16 protein-coding genes and 1 other RNA gene are annotated in these 16,985 nt (G+C 72.0%); 14 read left to right on the plus strand and 3 right to left on the minus strand.

Annotated elements, in window-relative coordinates; translation table 11 throughout:
* Positions 1-147 precede the first annotated feature (147 nt).
* The 14 genes from EOE48_RS25615 to EOE48_RS25680 all read left to right on the plus strand — a co-directional run bounded on the left by EOE48_RS25615 (position 148) and on the right by EOE48_RS25680 (position 13,612).
* Positions 148-1,488 (plus strand): tetratricopeptide repeat protein, encoded by a 1,341-nt coding sequence (locus EOE48_RS25615; protein ID WP_127733714.1) that lies wholly within the window; start codon positions 148-150, stop codon positions 1,486-1,488.
* 233 nt (positions 1,489-1,721) lie between these two features.
* Positions 1,722-2,276 carry a dTDP-4-dehydrorhamnose 3,5-epimerase gene (gene rfbC, locus EOE48_RS25620; protein WP_127733715.1) on the plus strand — a complete coding sequence of 185 codons (555 nt, stop codon included), beginning with the start codon at positions 1,722-1,724 and terminating at the stop codon, positions 2,274-2,276.
* Positions 2,277-2,302: 26 nt separating this feature from the next.
* Positions 2,303-3,352, plus strand: a complete 1,050-nt coding sequence (gene rfbB / locus EOE48_RS25625) for a dTDP-glucose 4,6-dehydratase (RefSeq protein ID WP_127733716.1) — start codon at positions 2,303-2,305, stop codon at positions 3,350-3,352.
* 7 nt (positions 3,353-3,359) lie between these two features.
* On the plus strand, positions 3,360-4,271 hold the full coding sequence (rfbD, locus tag EOE48_RS25630) for a dTDP-4-dehydrorhamnose reductase (RefSeq protein ID WP_127733717.1): 912 nt from the start codon (positions 3,360-3,362) through the stop codon (positions 4,269-4,271).
* Positions 4,268-5,158, plus strand: coding sequence for a glucose-1-phosphate thymidylyltransferase RfbA (rfbA, locus tag EOE48_RS25635; protein ID WP_127733718.1), 891 nt, complete (start codon positions 4,268-4,270; stop codon positions 5,156-5,158). Before rfbD ends, rfbA begins: the two co-directional genes overlap by 4 nt.
* A gap of 229 nt (positions 5,159-5,387) precedes the next feature.
* Positions 5,388-5,484: signal recognition particle sRNA small type (ffs, locus tag EOE48_RS25640), an RNA gene on the plus strand.
* Positions 5,485-5,529: 45 nt separating this feature from the next.
* The gene (locus tag EOE48_RS25645; protein WP_127733719.1) at positions 5,530-7,368 is read left to right on the plus strand and encodes a DNA polymerase III subunit gamma/tau; all 1,839 of its coding nucleotides are present in this window, start codon (positions 5,530-5,532) and stop codon (positions 7,366-7,368) included.
* A 75-nt stretch (positions 7,369-7,443) separates the two neighbouring features.
* On the plus strand, positions 7,444-7,767 hold the full coding sequence (locus tag EOE48_RS25650) for a YbaB/EbfC family nucleoid-associated protein (protein WP_127733720.1): 324 nt from the start codon (positions 7,444-7,446) through the stop codon (positions 7,765-7,767).
* A gap of 73 nt (positions 7,768-7,840) precedes the next feature.
* Complete coding sequence (recR, locus tag EOE48_RS25655; protein WP_127733721.1) at positions 7,841-8,446, plus strand: recombination mediator RecR; 606 nt, start codon at positions 7,841-7,843, stop codon at positions 8,444-8,446.
* Between the two features lie 310 nt (positions 8,447-8,756).
* Positions 8,757-9,278 carry a peptide deformylase gene (def, locus tag EOE48_RS25660; protein WP_127733722.1) on the plus strand — a complete coding sequence of 174 codons (522 nt, stop codon included), beginning with the start codon at positions 8,757-8,759 and terminating at the stop codon, positions 9,276-9,278.
* Between the two features lie 9 nt (positions 9,279-9,287).
* Positions 9,288-10,220 carry a methionyl-tRNA formyltransferase gene (gene fmt / locus EOE48_RS25665; RefSeq protein ID WP_127733723.1) on the plus strand — a complete coding sequence of 311 codons (933 nt, stop codon included), beginning with the start codon at positions 9,288-9,290 and terminating at the stop codon, positions 10,218-10,220.
* Positions 10,221-10,223: 3 nt separating this feature from the next.
* Positions 10,224-11,000, plus strand: a complete 777-nt coding sequence (gene truA, locus EOE48_RS25670; RefSeq protein ID WP_127733724.1) for a tRNA pseudouridine(38-40) synthase TruA — start codon at positions 10,224-10,226, stop codon at positions 10,998-11,000.
* Positions 11,001-11,026: 26 nt separating this feature from the next.
* On the plus strand, positions 11,027-11,686 hold the full coding sequence (locus tag EOE48_RS25675; RefSeq protein ID WP_127733725.1) for a flavin reductase family protein: 660 nt from the start codon (positions 11,027-11,029) through the stop codon (positions 11,684-11,686).
* Between the two features lie 270 nt (positions 11,687-11,956).
* Positions 11,957-13,612: an inorganic phosphate transporter gene (locus tag EOE48_RS25680; protein ID WP_127733726.1), complete on the plus strand. Its 1,656-nt coding sequence runs from the start codon at positions 11,957-11,959 to the stop codon at positions 13,610-13,612.
* 179 nt (positions 13,613-13,791) lie between these two features.
* Here the strand turns inward: EOE48_RS25680 and EOE48_RS25685 are convergent, their stop codons facing one another.
* The 3 genes from EOE48_RS25685 to EOE48_RS25695 all read right to left on the minus strand — a co-directional run bounded on the left by EOE48_RS25685 (position 13,792) and on the right by EOE48_RS25695 (position 16,546).
* Complete coding sequence (locus tag EOE48_RS25685; RefSeq protein WP_127733727.1) at positions 13,792-14,421, minus strand: alpha/beta hydrolase; 630 nt, start codon at positions 14,419-14,421, stop codon at positions 13,792-13,794.
* Positions 14,422-14,466: 45 nt separating this feature from the next.
* Positions 14,467-15,417, minus strand: coding sequence for a ring-cleaving dioxygenase (locus tag EOE48_RS25690; RefSeq protein WP_127733728.1), 951 nt, complete (start codon positions 15,415-15,417; stop codon positions 14,467-14,469).
* A gap of 139 nt (positions 15,418-15,556) precedes the next feature.
* Entirely contained in the window at positions 15,557-16,546 is a 990-nt protein-coding gene (locus EOE48_RS25695) for a helix-turn-helix transcriptional regulator (RefSeq protein ID WP_187371551.1), read from the minus strand.
* Between the last annotated feature and the right edge of the window lie 439 nt (positions 16,547-16,985).

The raw sequence follows: 16,985 nt of genomic DNA on the forward strand, positions 1-16,985 counted from the left end.
ACTCCCGTGCGACCAAGGCAGCGATGAGCGGCTGTCGTCGGTGGCGGTCGCGGTCGGATCCATGCGGCGCCCCGTCCGGACTGCCCCGTTGGAGCCGGCGTCCCGACCGGGAGCCGAGACCGCCACGGCGGTCGCTGGGAAGTGTGCATGATGTCGAGTTCCGGCCTGCAAGACCTTGTCAACCTCACGAAGCGCGACGCGTCTGCGGCGCGGGAGCGAAGCCGCGCGCTCGACCTCCGGGACTTCGACGACCTCGTCGTGCTGTCCGCCGGCGTCGATTGCAAGGAGGCTGCCTGGGAGACCGGCGGCCTCGAAGTCGCCGAGGAGATCTTCCGGCGGCTGGTCGAGCGGAGCCCGTCCTTCGCCCCCGCCTTCTACGAGCTCGCGGTCGTTCATCGCTTCCAGCGGCGCCTCGACGAGGCCCTGAAGCGGGCCTCCCAGGCCGCCGCTCTGGCGCCCGGCCATCACGGCTACGGCCTGTTCCAGGCGCACATGTATTACGCGAACGCCTGCTGGGACGAGGGCGATGCCGTCCTCGACGCGCTGCCGTCGTCCACCGACCTCGAATGCCGCGAATCCCTGGCGATGAGGGAGTTCGGCGCCTACCTGCGCGAGTTCCCCCGTGATCGCGCCCGCTACATCACCCGGTCCATCCGCGAGCGCCACTACTGGATGGAGGTGCGCGAGGTCGCCGAGGCGATCCGCGCCGCGATCAGGGAGCGGCGGGGATTCGCTCTGATCCGCCTCGGCGACGGCGAGGGGACCTTCATCCGGGTCAACGACCGCGACGAAGCCGCGTACCGTCATCTCTACGCCCACCACCGCAGGTTCTGGATCACGTTCCTGCTCGGCGAGACCTTCGATCCGACCTGGACCGGGTATCTCGGCCTCACTGACCGGCTGCTCGATTTCGCCACGGAGGCCGACATCCTCGGCGTGGCCTACTGGGAGTGGATCGACTACGAGTATTCGATTGCGGCGGACCGTACGATCCCTTGTCTGTTGAGTATCAACAGGGCTGTCATGGAGAACGTCCGGCACGTCACGTTGTGCAATCAGGACATGCATCTCCAGTTGCACCGCACTGGTCTGCTGGCGGAGATCATGCGTGAGGTGACATCCCTTACGGTGATCTCCTGCCTCGACGGGCTCGACGCCAAGATCCGGGAGATGTTCGGCGTGGCGGACGTCGACCTCATCAAGGTGCCGAGCGAGGACTATGCGCCTCATCTGGCTGGCAAGGTGCAGAAGCCGGCGAGGCCCCACTTTCCGTTCGTGTTCTGGGACATCGTGGCGACGCTGTCGCAGCCGCATCACGGGCGGGTGTTCCTGATCGCAGCCGGCACCTTCGGGAAGTATTACGCGGCCATCATCAAGCGCCACGGCGGCGTCGCCCTCGATCTGGGATCGATCGTCGACGGCTGGATGAAGATGGCGAGCCGCCCCTTCTATTCGGCCATGTTCGAGATCGACGACAAGGCCTCGTGAGGCTGGGACGGCAGGTCCATGCCGCCTTCGCCTGCTTGTGTCGGGCTTCGCGAGGCGAACAGTCCGGACATAGTCCATTCCATCTTGCCTGGCCCGCATACGGGACCGTTGCAAAAAATCAGCTTTGCCTTTGGCTGTGCTTCTTGCGCGCGGGCGACCTAGCGTTTGCCTGTCGCATCACTGGACAAGGGCGCTTCGATGGGGCTACCGGGGGCGCCAGAGAGGCTCCGCGCATGCAGATCACCGACCTTGAGATCCCCGGCCTGAAGCTCGTCGTGCCCAAGCGGCACGGCGACGACCGCGGCTGGTTCGCCGAGACCTTCCGGGCGGACCTCATGGCGGCGGCCGGGGTCGACGAGGCGTTCGTTCAGGACAACCAGTCGTTCTCGGCCCCGGTCGGCACCGTGCGCGGCCTGCACTTCCAGCGTCATCCCTTCGCCCAGGCCAAGCTCGTCCGCGTGCTGGCCGGCGCGATCCTCGACGTCGCGGTCGACCTGCGCAGGGACTCGCCGACCTACGGCCGCCACGTCGCCGTGCGGCTCGACCCCGAGAACGGCCACCAGCTCTACATCCCGGTCGGCTTCGGCCACGGCTTCTGCACCCTCGAACCCGACACGATGGTCGCCTACAAGGTCGCGGGCGGGGTCTACAGCCGCGAGCACGACGGCGCCGTGCGGTGGAACGACCCCGATCTCGGCATCGACTGGCCGGTCACCGCCGAGACGGCGGTCCTGTCCGACAAGGACAAGGTCGCGCCCCGCTTCGCCGACCTGCCGCCCCTGTTCTGAACCGGCGCCCACGGAGTCCTGCCAGCATGCGCATCATCGTCACCGGGGGCTGCGGCTTCATCGGCTCGGCCCTCGTCCTGCACCTCGTCCAGGATCTCGGCCACGAGGTGCTCACCCTCGACGCCCTCACCTACGCCGCCAACCCGATCTCGCTGATGCCCCTCAAGGGCAACGACCGCCACCGGTTCGAGGAAGCCGACATCTGCGACCACGAGCGGGTGTCGGGGCTGTTCGCCGACTTCCGTCCCGACGCGGTGATGCACCTCGCCGCCGAGAGCCACGTCGACCGCTCGATCACCGGCCCGGCCGCCTTCGTGCAGACCAACGTCGTCGGCACCCAGGTGATGCTGGAGGCCGCCCGCGGCTACTGGAACGGCCTCTCCGGCGAGGCCAAGGGCGCGTTCCGCTTCCACCACGTCTCCACCGACGAGGTCTACGGCTCGCTGCCGCCGGGCGCCTTCTTCACCGAGGAGAGCCGCTACGACCCGCGCTCGCCCTACTCGGCCTCGAAGGCGGCCTCCGACCACCTCGCCCGGGCCTGGCACGAGACCTACGGCCTGCCGGTGGTGCTGACCAACTGCTCGAACAATTACGGGCCGCGGCACTTCCCGGAGAAACTGATCCCGCTGATGATCCTCAACGCCCTGGACGGAAAAAATCTTCCGGTCTACGGCGACGGCCAGAACGAGCGCGACTGGATCCACGTCGAGGATCACGCCCGCGGCCTCGTCGCCGCCCTGACCCGGGGCCGGGTCGGCGAGACCTACCTGCTGGGCGGGCGCGCCGTGCGCAACAACCTCGACGTGGTGAGGACGCTGTGCGCGATCTTCGACCGGGTGCGCCCGGAGCAGGGCCCGCACGAGCGCCTGATCCAGTTCGTCGCCGACCGCCCGGGCCACGACCGGCGCTACGCCATCGATCCGGGGAAGGCCGAGGCCGAGCTCGGCTGGACGCCGACCAAGAGCTTCGAGGGGGCGCTGGAGGAGACCGTGCGCTGGTACCTCGCCAACGAGGGCTGGTGGCGGCCGATCCGCGAGGGCCGCTATTCCGGCGAGCGCCTCGGCCTGACCGGGTGAGGGTGCCATGAGCCAGCGCATCCTCATCCTCGGCGGCGGCGGGCAGGTCGGCACCGAACTCACCCGCCACGCCTGGCCCGACGGCGTCACCGTCTCGGCCCCCGCGCGCGACGCCCTCGACATCACCGACGAGGCCGCGGTGGAGAGAATCGTCGCCGCCGAGCCGTGGGCGGCGGTCGTCAACACCGCGGCCTATACCGCGGTCGACAAGGCCGAGACCGAGGTCGGGGCGGCGTGGCGGCTCAACGCCCTGGCGCCGGCCTATCTCGCGGCGGCGACCGCCAGGGCCGGCATCCCCCTCGTCCACGTCTCGACCGACTACGTCTTCGACGGCACCGGGCAGGGCGCCTGCGCCCCCGACGCGCCGGTCAACCCGACCAGCGTCTACGGCGCCAGCAAGGCGGCGGGGGAGATGGCGGTGCGCACCGCCAACCCGCGCCACGCGATTCTGCGCACCGCCTGGGTGGTCAGCCCGCACCGCGGCAACTTCGTCAAGACGATGCTGCGCCTCGCCGGCGAGCGCGACCGCCTCACGGTGGTCGACGACCAGCACGGCTGCCCGACCTCGGCCGGCGACCTCGCGGCGGCGCTCGCCGCCGTCGCGCTGCGGCTCGCGACCGATCCGTCCGCCCCGACCGGCACCTATCACTGCGTCAATGCCGGCGCGACGACGTGGTGCGGCTTCGCCCGGGCGATCATGGACGGCGCGGCGGCGCGCGGCGCCCGCGCGGTGCCGGTGACGCCGATCCCGACCTCGGCCTTCCCGACCCCCGCGAAGCGCCCGGCCAATTCCGAACTCTCCACCGCGACGCTCACCCGCGACTTCGGCCTGTCGCCGCGGCCGTGGCGGAGCGCCCTCGACGACATCCTGGACCAGCTCATCGGTCCCGCCCACGCGCCTGAGGAGGCCACCCGATGAAGGGGATCGTACTCGCCGGCGGGTCCGGCACCCGCCTCCACCCGGCGACGCTGTCGATCAACAAGCAGCTCCTGCCGGTCTACGACAAGCCGATGATCTACTACCCGGTCTCGGTGCTGATGCTCGCCGGCATCCGCGAGATCCTGGTGATCTCGTCTCCGGAGCACCTCGACAACTACAAGCGGCTGTTCGGCACCGGCGAGCAGTTCGGGGTGCAGTTCTCCTACGCGCTCCAGCCCCGGCCCGAGGGTCTGGCCCAGGCCTTCATCATCGGCCGCGACTTCGTCGGCGACGATTCGGTGTCGCTGATCCTCGGCGACAACCTGTTCTTCGGCGCCGGCATGCAGGACCTGCTCGCCCGAGCCCGCGGCCGGGCCGAGGGCGCGACGGTCTTCGCCTACCACGTCGACCACCCCGAGGCCTACGGCGTCGTCACCCTCGACCGGGCCGGCAAGCCGGTGCGGCTGGTGGAGAAGCCCAAGACCCCCGAATCGACGTGGGCGGTGACCGGCCTGTACTTCTACGACAACCAAGTGCTCGACATCGCCGCGGCGGTGAAGCCCTCGCCCCGCGGCGAGCTGGAGATCACCGACGTCAACCAGGCCTATCTCGACCGCGGGCAACTGCACGTCGAGTGCATGTCGCGCGGCTACGCCTGGCTCGACACCGGCACCCACGACAGCCTGCTGGAAGCCGGCGAGTTCGTCCGCGTGCTCCAGCGCCGGCAGGGGCTCCAGGTCGCGTGCCTGGAGGAGATCGCCTACCTCCAGGGCTTCATCGGCCGCGAGCAGCTCGTCGCCCGCGGCGAGATGTTCTCCAAGACCGCCTACGGCCAGAACCTGCTGCGGCTCGCCCGCGAGGAGCGGGTCGGCGACAAGCCGTTCTGAAACGGTGCAGGGCCATCGCGTCTGCGATGGTCCCGCGGTCGCCCGAAGGGCGACGCCTCTTGGCGGGCGCGAGAAGCGCCCCGCGGAGCGGGTTCGGGGGGACGAAGGTCCGCCCGAACGCGTAAGCGGAGCGCAAGCCGAAGTCACGGACGCGACTGCCGGCGCCTGAGGCCAAGCAAGAAGCTCGAACCCGCTTGCGTTTCAGGCGGGCGCCGCTCATATAGCGCCCGGGAGGTTGGCGAGGGACGTTTCACTCGCCAACCGGGTCAGGTCCGGAAGGAAGCAGCCCTAACGAGACCGAGCGGGTTTTCGTCCAGCCTCCCACCTCATCACCCTCCGGCGCGCACTCCGCCGCGCCCCGTCGCGACCGCATGGACGAGACCTCCGGCACGCCCTCGACCGACGAGCCGGGTCTCCCCGGTTTGCCCTCCGCGACCCCCTACCGGGTGCTGGCGCGCAAGTACCGCCCGAAGGACTTCGACGACCTGATCGGGCAGGGCGCCATGGTGCGCACCCTCGCCAACGCCTTCGAGGCCGGCCGCATCCCGCAGGCCTGGATGCTCACCGGCGTGCGCGGCGTCGGCAAGACCACCACCGCCCGCATCCTCGCCCGCGGCCTCAACTACGCGCTCGCCGAAGACCCGAAGGCCGGTCCGACCATCCGCATGCCCGGCCTCGGCCTGCACTGCGCCGCGATCATGGAATCGCGCCACATCGACGTCCTGGAGATGGACGCCGCCTCGCATACCGGCATCGACGACGTCCGCCAGATCATCGACGGCATCCGCTACTCGCCGGTCTCGGCCCGCTACAAGGTCTACATCGTCGACGAGGTCCACATGCTGTCCGAGAAGGCGTTCAACGCCTTCCTCAAGACGCTGGAGGAGCCGCCGCCGCACGCCAAGTTCGTCTTCGCCACCACCGAGATCCGCAAGGTTCCGGTCACCATCCTGTCGCGCTGCCAGCGCTTCGACCTGCGCCGGGTCGAGGCCGGGACGCTGATCGCCCATCTCCAGAAGATCTGCGACGCCGAGGGCGTCGCCGTCGAGCCGGAAGCCCTGGCCGCCATCGCCCGCGCCGCCGAGGGCTCGGTGCGCGATTCGCTCTCGCTCCTCGATCAGGCCATCGCGCACGGCGCCGGGACGGTGAGCGCCGGGACGGTGCGCGACATGCTCGGGCTCGCCGACCGCGCCCGGGTCATCGACCTGTTCGAGGCCGCCATGCGCGGCGACGCCCCGGCGAGCTTTTCGGAGCTGCGCGCCCAGCACGAGGCCGGCGCCGACCCGGCGGTGGTGCTCTCCGACCTCGCCGAGTTCACCCACCTCGTCACCCGCCTCAAGCTCGCCCCCGACACCGCCCGCGCCGACACGGCGCTGAGCGAGATCGAGCGCCAGCGCGGGGGCGACTTCGCCGACCGGCTCTCGGTCCGCGCCCTGTCGCGGGCGTGGCAGATCCTGCTCAAGGCCATCCCCGAGGTGCAGGCGGCGCCCCGGCCGCTGGCCGCCGCCGAGATGGCGCTGGTGCGCCTCATCTACGCCGCCGACCTGCCCACCCCCGACGAGGTGCTGCGCCAGCTCAAGGAGGGCGCCCGGGGAGGGGCGTCCCCGCCGCCCGGAGGGTCCACCCTCCCCCCCGCTGACGGCCCCGCCCGCGTGAGCGCCGGCGGCGGGGCCGCTGCCTCCCGCGCCCTTCCGCCGGCCCGCCCCGCGCCGCCTCCGCCCGTGCCCGAGGCGCCGCCGGTGCCGGCGCCCGCCCCGCGCCCCGCGCCGCCCCCGGCGGAGCCGGCCGGCCCCCGCCTCGGCCGGTTCGAGGACATCGTCGCCTTCGCCGAGAGCAGGCGCGACATCACCCTCAAGATCGCCCTCGAGCGCGACGCCCACCTCGTCCGCTTCGCCGACGGCCACGTCGAGTTCCGCCTCGCCGAGGGCGGGCGCCCGACGCTCGCCGCCGACCTCGCCCGGGCGCTGCTCGACTGGACCGGCCGGCGCTGGGTCGTCGCCCTGTCGAAGGAGCAGGGCGAGCCGACGCTCGCCGCCCGCGCCCGCGCCGCCGTCGAGCGCAGCCACCAGGGCGCCGCCGCCCATCCCCTCGTCCAGGCGGTGCTGAAGGGCTTTCCCGGCGCCCAGATCGTCGACGTGCGCGAGCGCGCCGCCGAGGCCGAATCCGGCGATGCGCCGCCCGAACCCGACGAGGACGGACCGGACCTGTAGCGCCGGCGCCCCCGGTGCCCCACATTGGGCACGAGACACGACCCGGTTTCCGACACCACCACGCGAGGACGACGCATGCGCGACATCATGGGGCTGATGAAGCAGGCCCAGGCCATGCAGCAGAAGATGGCCGACCTGCAGAGCGAACTCGACACCGTCGAGGTCTCCGGCACCGCCGGCGGCGGCTCGGTCACCGTCACGATGACCGCCAAGGGACAGGTCCGCTCCGTCAGTCTCGATCCCGGCCTGATCGTCCCCGACGAGAAGGAGATCCTGGAGGATCTCGTCGTCGCCGCGATGAACGATGCCCGGGGCAAGGCCGAGCGCGCCGCCCAGGAGCGGATGGAGGAACTGACCAAGGGCCTGCCGCTGCCGCCGGGCATGAAGCTGCCGTTCTAGCCTGCGGCGGCGGGCTCCGCCCGCACCCGCCCGGGGTAAAGACCCCGGGACCCCCTTCTTTGTCGGGACGTCCATGCCGAACGCCGTTGCGGGGCCGGAGATCGAGCGGCTCATCCAGCTTCTCGCCCGCATGCCCGGCCTCGGGCCGCGCTCGGCCCGCCGTGCCGCCCTCCAGCTCATCAAGAAGCGCGAGAGCCTGCTCGCCCCCCTCGCCGACGCGATGCGGGTCGCGGTGGAGCGCATCGTCGTCTGCCACGAATGCGGCAACGTCGACACCACCGATCCCTGCACCATCTGCCGCGACGAGACCCGCGACCCGACGATGCTGGTCGTGGTCGAGGACGTCTCCGACCTCTGGGCCCTGGAACGCTCCGGCGCCGTCAAGGCCCGCTACCACGTGCTGGGCGGCGTGCTCTCGGCCCTCGACGGCGTGCGCCCCGAGCACCTGAACCTCGCCCGCCTCGTCGAGCGCGCCGGCGATCCGGCCGTGCGCGAGGTCATCCTGGCGCTCAACGCCACCGTCGACGGCCAGACCACGGCCCACTACGTCACCGAACTGCTGGCCCACCTGTCCCTGACGGTGACGCGGCTCGCTCACGGCGTCCCGGTCGGCGGCGAACTCGACTACCTCGACGAGGGCACCCTCTCGGCGGCGATCCAGCGGCGCACGGCGTTCTGACCAGGGGAATCGCTTCAGCGATTGTCCTGCGGTCGCCCGCAGGGCGACGCTGCATGGCGGGCGCGAAGAGCGCCCCCGCGGAGCGGGTTCGAGGGGACGAATGTCCGCTCGAACACAGAGCGGAGCGAAAGCCAAGGCTGCGGATGCAGCCGCCGGCGCCTGAGGCCAAGCGGGAAACCAGGGCAATCGCTCTGAAGCGATTGCCCTGGCGTTCTGACCCCCTTCATTTGACCGTCACGGCGCGAATCCCTATCTCCGCGGGCACGATGAACGGCGCCGCGGGCGCCCCTGCGCCTTGGTTTCCACACCCATGACCATCCGTCCCCTCGTCATCCTGCCGGACGCGCGCCTGCGCGCGACCTCGGAGCCGGTCGGCACGATCACCGGGGAGGTGAAGAAGCTCGCCGCCGACATGCTGGAGACGATGTACGACGCCCCCGGCGTCGGCCTCGCGGCGATCCAGATCGGCGAGCCGACCCGCATCGTCACCGTCGACACCTCGAAGGACGAGAACGCCCGCAACCCCCTGGTGCTGATCGACCCCGAGATCGTCTGGGCCTCCGAGGAGACCCGCGGCTACGAGGAAGGCTGCCTGTCGATCCCCGAATACTACGCCGAGGTGGTCCGCCCCGACCGCGTCCGGGTCCGCTTCCGCACCCTCGACAACGAGGTCGTCGAGCAGGAGGCCGACGGGCTGCTCGCCACCTGCCTCCAGCACGAGATCGACCACCTCAACGGCGTGCTGTTCATCGACCACCTGTCGAAGCTCAAGCGCGACCGCGTGGTGAAGAAGTTCGCCAAGGCCGCCAAGCGTGGCCCCGAGGCGGCCTGAGATCCGATCATGGCGCTCAGGGTCGTGTTCATGGGCACCCCGGATTTCGCGGTGCCGACGCTCGCCGGCATCGTCGGCGGCGGCCACGAGGTCGTGGCGGTCTATACCCGCGCGCCCGCACCCGCCGGCCGCGGCATGGCGCTGCGGCCCTCGCCGGTCCAGGCGCTGGCGGAAAAGTTCGGGCTGCCGGTGCTCACCCCCGCGACCCTGCGCACCGAGGAGGCGGCGGCCGCCTTCCGCACCCACGGCGCCGACGTGGCGGTGGTGGTCGCCTACGGCATGATCCTCCCGCCGGCGATCCTCGACGCCCCGGCCCTCGGCTGCCTCAACCTGCACGCCTCGATCCTGCCGCGCTGGCGCGGCGCGGCGCCGATCCAGCGCGCCGTGATGGCCGGCGACGCCGAATCCGGCGTCGCGGTGATGCGGATGGAGCCCGGCCTCGATACCGGCCCGGTCGCGATGCTGGAGCGGGTGGCGATCGCCCCCGACATGACCGCCGGCGAACTGCACGACCGGCTGATGCCGCTCGGCGCCGACCTGATGGTGCGGGCCCTCGGCGCCCTGGAGCGCGGCGGCCTGATGTTCACGCCGCAGGCCGAGGCGGGAGTCGAATACGCCCGCAAGATCGCCAACGACGAGGCCCGCATCGACTGGGCGCGGCCGGCGGGAGCCCTGCACGACCACGTCCGCGGCCTGTCGCCGTTCCCCGGCGCCTTCGTGCTCGCCGATCTCGGCCGCGGCCCGGAGCGGGTGAAGGTGCTCAAGGCCGCGCCGGCCGCGGGCTCCGGCGCCCCCGGCACGCTCCTCGACGAGGACGGCACGGTCGCGTGCGGGGAGGGGGCGCTACGCCTCCTGCGGGTGCAGCCCGCCGGCAAGCCCGCCATGGCCATCGCCGACTTCCTGCGCGGCCGGCGCCTGGAGCCGGGGCAGAGCCTCGGCTGAGCCATGCCGCGCTACAAGCTCGTGGTGGAGTACGACGGCACCGCCTTCGCGGGCTGGCAGCGTCAGGCCACCCACCGCTCGGTGCAGCAGGCGCTGGAGGAGGCGATCGCCCGCTTCGTCTCGGCGCCGGTGCGGGTGCATTGCGCCGGCCGCACCGATGCCGGGGTCCACGCCACCCATCAGGTCGTGCATCTCGATCTCGACCGCGACTGGCGCACCGACACGGTGCGCGACGCCGCCAACGCCCATCTGCGCCCCGAGCCGGTGGCGGTGGTCGCCGCCGAGGTGGTGGGACCCGACTTCGACGCCCGCCACTCGGCGGTGAAGCGGCACTACCGCTACCGCATCCTCAACCGCCGCAGCCCGCCGGCCCTCGACCGCGCGCAGCTCTGGCACGTGCCCTGGGCCCTCGATACCGCGTTGATGCACGAGGCGGCGCAGGGACTGCTCGGCCGCCACGACTTCTCGGCCTTCCGGGCGGCGGAGTGCCAGGCCAACAGCCCTTGGCGCACCCTCGACCGCCTCGACGTCGCCCGGTCCGGCGACGAGATCGTGGTGCTGACCGCGGCGCGCTCGTTCCTGCACCATCAGGTCCGCGGCATGGTCGGCACCCTGATGCTCGCCGGCGGCCGCCGCCTGACCCCGGCGGGCGTGCGCGCGGTGCTCGATTCCCGCGACCGCGCCCGCTGCGGTCCCCTCGCGCCGTCGGCCGGCCTGACCCTGGTCGGGGTCGATTATCCCGATCAACCGGAGGTGGCACGCGCCTCGCAGGATCCCTGACGGAGCAGCACCAGCCCGGGATCCCGATGACCACCTCTCCTCCGCCGGCCGGCGGCGTCGCCTTCGATTTCCGCACCCTGCCGCCGCGGGACCGCTACAAGCTGATGATCGGCTCGATCGTGCCGCGGCCGATCGCCCTCGTGACCACGGTCGATCTCCAGGGCCGGGTCAACGCGGCGCCGTACTCGTTCTTCAACTGCCTGTCGCACGACCCGCCGATCCTGGCGCTCGGCGTCGAGACCAGGGCCGACCTGTCGTTCAAGGACACCGCGAGCAACATCCGGCTCACCGAGGTCTTCTGCGTCAACATCGTCAGCCGGGCCATCGCCGAGGCGATGCACGTCTGCGCCATCGCGTTCCCGACCGGCACCGACGAACTGGTCGAGGCCGGGCTGACCGCGGTCCCGGGCACCGCCATCGCCGCGCCCCGCATCGCCGAGGCGCCCGCCGCCTTCGAGTGCCGCCGCCACACCACCCTCGAACTCGGCCGCTCGCGCCAGATCGTGCTCGGCGAGATCCTGCACGCGCATTACCACGCCGACCTCGTCGACGCCGAGCGCCTGCGGATCGATCCGGAAAAACTCGACGCCGTCGCCCGCCTCGGCGGCGCGACCTGCTGCACCATCCGCGACCGCTTCGACATGGTGGCGCCGAGCCTCGAGGAGTGGATGGCGGCCAAGGGCTGACCCGGCATCCGGCGAGATCTTGCCTGACCCTGGGTCGTCGCTCCGCGGTGTCATGAAAAATTCACGGAACGAAACCGGATGAAAACGCTTGAACGGCCGGGCCAAGGCTCAGCTCGCCTGGCCCGTTGACTCGGCACGGCTCAAGGGTTCGATCCGATGCAGCGGCACGTCGGCACGGCGCGGATCCGGCTCCCCTCCTTCGACTGATCCGTCCCGCCTCGCCCGGAGGGGGAGGCGTTCCCCCGTCGCGCCTCATCCCGCGAGGTCCTCATGCCCGATACGCTCTCCGGCACCGCCGGCCTGACCGGCCCGGGTCCGGCCGCCCCGGAGGCCCGCCGGAGCGGGCCGCGCCTCGACCACGGCATCCACCCGGCCGGCATCGCCGCCTTCGTGCTGCTGCTCGTCGGCGGCCTCGGCTACGCCCTCTACAGCCTCGTCTCCGACATGCACGCCGCCGGGCAGCCGCCGCTCGCCATCGGCGCCTTCGCGCTGCTGGGCCTCGCGCTGCTGATCGCGCTGGGCTTCGAGTTCGTGAACGGCTTCCACGACACCGCCAACGCGGTCGCGACCGTGATCTACACCCACAGCCTGCCGCCGGCGGTGGCGGTGGTGTGGTCGGGCCTGTTCAACTTCCTCGGCGTGATGGTCTCCTCGGGAGCGGTCGCCTACAGCGTCGTCACGCTGCTGCCGGTGGAACTGGTGCTCCAGGTCGGGTCCGGCGCCGGCTACGCGATGATCTTCGCGCTGCTGATCGCCGCGATCGTCTGGAACCTCGGCACCTGGGCCTTCGGCCTGCCGAACTCGTCGTCGCATGCCCTGATCGGCTCGGTGATCGGGGTCGGCCTCGCCAACCAGCTCCTCGCGGCCTCCCCCGACGGCCACGGCACCTCCGGGGTGGAGTGGGGGCAGGCGCTCGGCGTGCTGCGCGCCCTGCTGGTCAGCCCGCTGATGGGCTTCGTCTTCGCCGCGCTGCTGCTGCTGGCGATGAAGGCGCTGATCCGCACCCGGGCGCTGTATCGGGCGCCGGAGGGCGACACGCCGCCGCCGCTGTGGATCCGCGGGCTGCTGATTCTCACCTGCACCGGCGTCTCGTTCGCCCATGGCGGCAACGACGGGCAGAAGGGCATGGGCCTCATCATGCTGATCCTGATCGGGGCCGCCCCGACCGCCTACGCCCTCAACCGGACGATGGAGGAATCGGCCACGCCCGCCTTCGTGCAGGTCTCTCGCCAAGCGGAAGGCATCTTCCGCGGCCACGCCGGCGGCGGCGCGATGCCCGACGCCGCGCAGGCGCGGACGCGGGTCGGCGAGGCCCTGCGCAGCAAGGACCTCGACAAGCCCGAGATCCACGCCGCCCTCGCCGCCCTCTCGGCCGACATCGCGACCCAGGTGACGAGCTACGGCGCGATCCGCCACGTCCCGGCCGGGGCGACGCCGAACCTGCGCAACGACATGTACCTCGCCTCGGACGCGATCCACATCCTGACCCGGCGCGAGGGCGCCTTCCCGGAGGCGGAGACGAAGACGCTCAAGTCCTACGAGCACAGCCTCAACGACGGCACCCGCTACATCCCGACCTGGGTCAAGGTGTCGGTCGCCCTCGCGCTCGGCCTCGGCACGATGGTCGGCTGGAAGCGCATCGTGGTCACGGTCGGCGAGCGGATCGGCAAGCAGCACCTGACCTACGCGCAGGGCGCCTCGGCCGAGATGGTGGCGGCCGGCACGATCGGCCTCGCCGAGGTCTACGGCCTGCCGGTCTCGACCACCCACATCCTGTCGAGCGGCGTCGCCGGCACCATGGCGGCGAACGGCTCGGGGCTGCAATGGCGCACGGTGCGCAACATCGCCGCCGCGTGGCTGCTCACCCTGCCGGCGGCGATGCTGCTCGCCGGCCTGCTCTACGCGGCGCTGCGGCAGGTGTTTTGAGTTTTCTGCACCTGATCCAATTGGAAGTACTATAGAAATTCAAGCGCAGGGTCGCCTCTCCCGAGTGGGAGAGGGGACCCTGCGCCTCATCGAAATTCCTGAATCTGAAGAAAATCACGCTGAATGGAGGACGACGCAAGGTCCCGAAAACAACGTCCGAACCTTGCGTCGACGCGCGATCAGGCCGCAGCGGCCGGCACCGCCCCGTCGAGCCACGCCCGCGCCAACGCGACGTCGGCCTGCGACAGGCCGTGCCCGGCCGGCAGCCGGCGGTGCTCGACCGCGGCGCCGGCGGCGGAGAGGTCGCCGGCCAGCGCCGTCGCGGTCGCGTCCGACGCGATCGGGTCGAGGCTCCCCGACAGCATCAGCACCGGCCGCCCGGCGAGGTCGGGCCGCGGCGGCACGGCGAGGGGCCGCATCGCCCGCAGCAGCACCGCCCCGGCGAGGGTCTCGGGGCGCAGCAGCAGCAGCGCCGCGGCGATGTTGGCGCCGTTCGAGAACCCGACCGCCACCGGCGCCGGCAGGCCGTACTCGGCCCGCGCCTCGGCGACGAACCCGGCGAGCTGGTCGGCCCGAACCCGGATGTCGTCCTCGTCGAACACGCCCTCGGCGAGGCGGCGGAAGAAGCGCGGCATCCCGTTCTCGCTCACCGGGCCGCGGGGCGACAGCAGCGCCGCGCCCGGCGCCACCGTCTGCCCGAGGCCGAGCAGGTCGGATTCGTCGCCGCCGGTGCCGTGCAGGAGCAGCAGGGGAGGGCGCCCCGGCCGGCTCGCCGGCACGAAGCGGTGGATCAGGGACAGGCTGGTCATGATCGGTCTCCCGCCGGGTCCCCGAGGGGACCCGGCTCGTGGGGGTCAGGCGGCGCGCACGTCCGGGGCGTCGAGGGACGGCAGCACCGCCTCGATCTCGGCCCGGTGGCGCTCCAGGCCGGCGGGCAGCTTGAGCGCCTGCCCGAGGCTGTCGGCGGGCTCGTCCACCGCGAAGCCGGGGGCGTCGGTGGCGATCTCGAACAGCACGCCGCCGGGCTCGCGGAAGTAGACCGAGCGGAAGTAGTTGCGGTCGCGCTGCTCGGTCACCGCCAGCCCGTGCCGCTCCCGCAGCCGCTCGACCATCGCCGCCTGCGCGGCGTCGTCGGCGGCCCGGAAGGCGACGTGGTGGACCGATCCGGCGCCGGTGCGGCCGGGCAGGAACTCGCCCACCGCCCGCAGGGTCACGAACCCGCCCGGGACCGCGCCGCTGCCGTAGCGGATCGCCGAGCCCTCGCGGCCGGTCTCGGAAAAGCCGAGCACGTCGGTGAGGATCGCGGCGGTCGCTTCGGCCTCGCGCAGCAGCAGGGTGACGCCGTGGAAGCCGCGGATCGCCGCCTCCTCCGGCACCCCGCCGGCCGTCCAGCCGGGCTCGCCGCCGGCCTCGTCGGTGCCGACGAGGGCGAGCATCATCCCGTCGGGATCGCGGAACCGCAGCACCGGCTCGCCGAAGGCCCGCACCAGGGCCTCGTGCGCCACGCCCTTCTCGACGAAGCGGTGCGTCCACCAGCCGATCGAGGCACGCGGCACCCGGAACGCGGTCTCCTGGGTCTCGCCGATCCCGACCCGGCCCGGCGCCGCGTGGGCGATCGGGAAGAAGGTCAGGATCGTGCCGGGCTGTCCGGCCTCGTCGCCGTAATAGAGGTGCCAGGTGCCGGGATCGTCGAAGTTGACGGTCCGCTTGACCAGCCGCAGGCCGAGCACCGTGGTGTAGAAGCCGACGTTGCGGGCGGCCGGGCCGGAGAGGGCGGTGACGTGGTGGAGGCCGTGGCGGGTCATGGCGAGGATCCTTCCCAGGGGGACGGCGGCGGGTGCGCCGTCGTTGGGAGGAATGTGCGCCGTCCCCCGCTCCGGCGAAACGGAAACGATCGAAAAGCATCGTTTCCGTTTCTGGCGCTCGGGCCGGGGGCGGCCGCCCTCAGGACCCGCGGCCGCGGCGCGTCTGCGTCGGCGTGCAGCCGAACCGCTCCCGGTAGCGCCGGCCGAAATCGCCCATGTGGGTGAAGCCCCATCGCCGCGCGACCGCGCCGACGGCGTCGTCCGACCCGCCGGCGAGGTCGCGATGCGCGGCGTCGAGGCGCCGGTCGGCGATGACCTGCGTCGGCGTGCGGCCGAGCTCGGCCTGGAAGCTGATCTGGAGCGACCGGACGCTGATGCCGGCGGCGGCCGCGATGTCGGAGAGCCGGAGCAGCTGCGACAGGTGGCCGTCGATGTAGTCCAGCGCCCGCCCGAGATGGTGCGAGTGGCGCGACACCCGCTTCGCCTCCCGGTGCGGCTTCTTCCCGGGCCAGGCGGTGAGGAGCTGGTAGCTGAGAATCTCCTCGAGCAGGGTACGGAACAGGTCGCTCTGGATGCCGGCCCGCCGGAGGCGTGCCTGCAGCGCCCGGAAGCTCAAGTGGAGCGCGCGCATCGGCGGGGTGTCCATCGGCGCGACCGGCTCCAGTTGCGGGAACGCGCCGTGCGGAGCGCCTTCGAGCACCTCGTAGCTCGCCATGAGGCTCGCCCGGCTGATCGTCCCGCTGACCGCCGCGAAGTCGCCCGACGCCTCCTCGTTGCGCATCTCCTCGAACGCCACCAGCATGGCGTAGCCGCCGCTGCCGAGATGCTCCCGGCCGCTGTCGCGCCGGATCATCCGCCCGCTCTCGACGAAGCGAAGCGTGAGGAGGTCGGCGTTGAACTTCGGGACCGTGAGGAATCCGCTCGACGACCGGGTCGACCAGAAGCTCAGGCTCGCGGTCTGCGTCCCCTCGATCTCGATATCGGCCGCGCCGCTCCCGGTCCGGGAGAAGTTGACCGCGATCCCGCCCGAGGCGTTGACTTCGTCGATCTGGCGCGCCGAGGCGATGCGGAGCCGGAAGAAGGATTGCGGGAACCAGATGTCTTCGCGGCGTCGATCCTGTAGCGGCATGTCTGAGACGGCGCCCGTTCGATGGGCCATGCCGCCGGGCCGTGCGCGCATGGTCTTGCTCCAGCGGGCACCGTATCAGCATCGAATCCGGGACGGCGACGCCCGATGCGCGTTCCGCGGCAGCCTGCCGCGGCCGCGCGGCGGTGGTGCGCTGCGGCCGCGGCCGCGCGGGGCCGGCGCGATCCCCCCGATGCCGGCCACGGGGCAGCCTCCCTGGCGGCCGCCGAAGGGCTCCGCGCGTCAGCCACACCGTCGAGGCGTTTCGTGCGGATGGTCCGCGAGGGCCTGTCCCGCAGGGGCGAGGACGCGTCCTCAGGTGCGCTCCCGGGCGAGGGCGTCGAGGGCGGGCGCGAGGCCGCGCCACGAGAGCGGGATCGTCACCTCCTGGCCGCCGGCATCCCGGATCAGGATCCGGCCGGGCTGCTCGGTGCCGCGCCAG

Origin of the sequence: Methylobacterium oryzihabitans (assembly GCF_004004555.2) — a bacterium.
GTDB lineage: Bacteria > Pseudomonadota > Alphaproteobacteria > Rhizobiales > Beijerinckiaceae > Methylobacterium > Methylobacterium oryzihabitans.

Coding starts and splice junctions, on each gene's coding strand:
- EOE48_RS25615 (WP_127733714.1), top strand. CDS start 148: ATGATGTCGAGTTCCGGCCTGCAAGACCTTGTCAACCTCACGAAGCGC.
- rfbC (WP_127733715.1), top strand. CDS start 1,722: ATGCAGATCACCGACCTTGAGATCCCCGGCCTGAAGCTCGTCGTGCCC.
- rfbB (WP_127733716.1), top strand. CDS start 2,303: ATGCGCATCATCGTCACCGGGGGCTGCGGCTTCATCGGCTCGGCCCTC.
- rfbD (WP_127733717.1), top strand. CDS start 3,360: ATGAGCCAGCGCATCCTCATCCTCGGCGGCGGCGGGCAGGTCGGCACC.
- rfbA (WP_127733718.1), top strand. CDS start 4,268: ATGAAGGGGATCGTACTCGCCGGCGGGTCCGGCACCCGCCTCCACCCG.
- EOE48_RS25645 (WP_127733719.1), top strand. CDS start 5,530: ATGGACGAGACCTCCGGCACGCCCTCGACCGACGAGCCGGGTCTCCCC.
- EOE48_RS25650 (WP_127733720.1), top strand. CDS start 7,444: ATGCGCGACATCATGGGGCTGATGAAGCAGGCCCAGGCCATGCAGCAG.
- recR (WP_127733721.1), top strand. CDS start 7,841: ATGCCGAACGCCGTTGCGGGGCCGGAGATCGAGCGGCTCATCCAGCTT.
- def (WP_127733722.1), top strand. CDS start 8,757: ATGACCATCCGTCCCCTCGTCATCCTGCCGGACGCGCGCCTGCGCGCG.
- fmt (WP_127733723.1), top strand. CDS start 9,288: ATGGCGCTCAGGGTCGTGTTCATGGGCACCCCGGATTTCGCGGTGCCG.
- truA (WP_127733724.1), top strand. CDS start 10,224: ATGCCGCGCTACAAGCTCGTGGTGGAGTACGACGGCACCGCCTTCGCG.
- EOE48_RS25675 (WP_127733725.1), top strand. CDS start 11,027: ATGACCACCTCTCCTCCGCCGGCCGGCGGCGTCGCCTTCGATTTCCGC.
- EOE48_RS25680 (WP_127733726.1), top strand. CDS start 11,957: ATGCCCGATACGCTCTCCGGCACCGCCGGCCTGACCGGCCCGGGTCCG.
- EOE48_RS25685 (WP_127733727.1), bottom strand. CDS start 14,421: ATGACCAGCCTGTCCCTGATCCACCGCTTCGTGCCGGCGAGCCGGCCG.
- EOE48_RS25690 (WP_127733728.1), bottom strand. CDS start 15,417: ATGACCCGCCACGGCCTCCACCACGTCACCGCCCTCTCCGGCCCGGCC.
- EOE48_RS25695 (WP_187371551.1), bottom strand. CDS start 16,546: ATGCCGCTACAGGATCGACGCCGCGAAGACATCTGGTTCCCGCAATCC.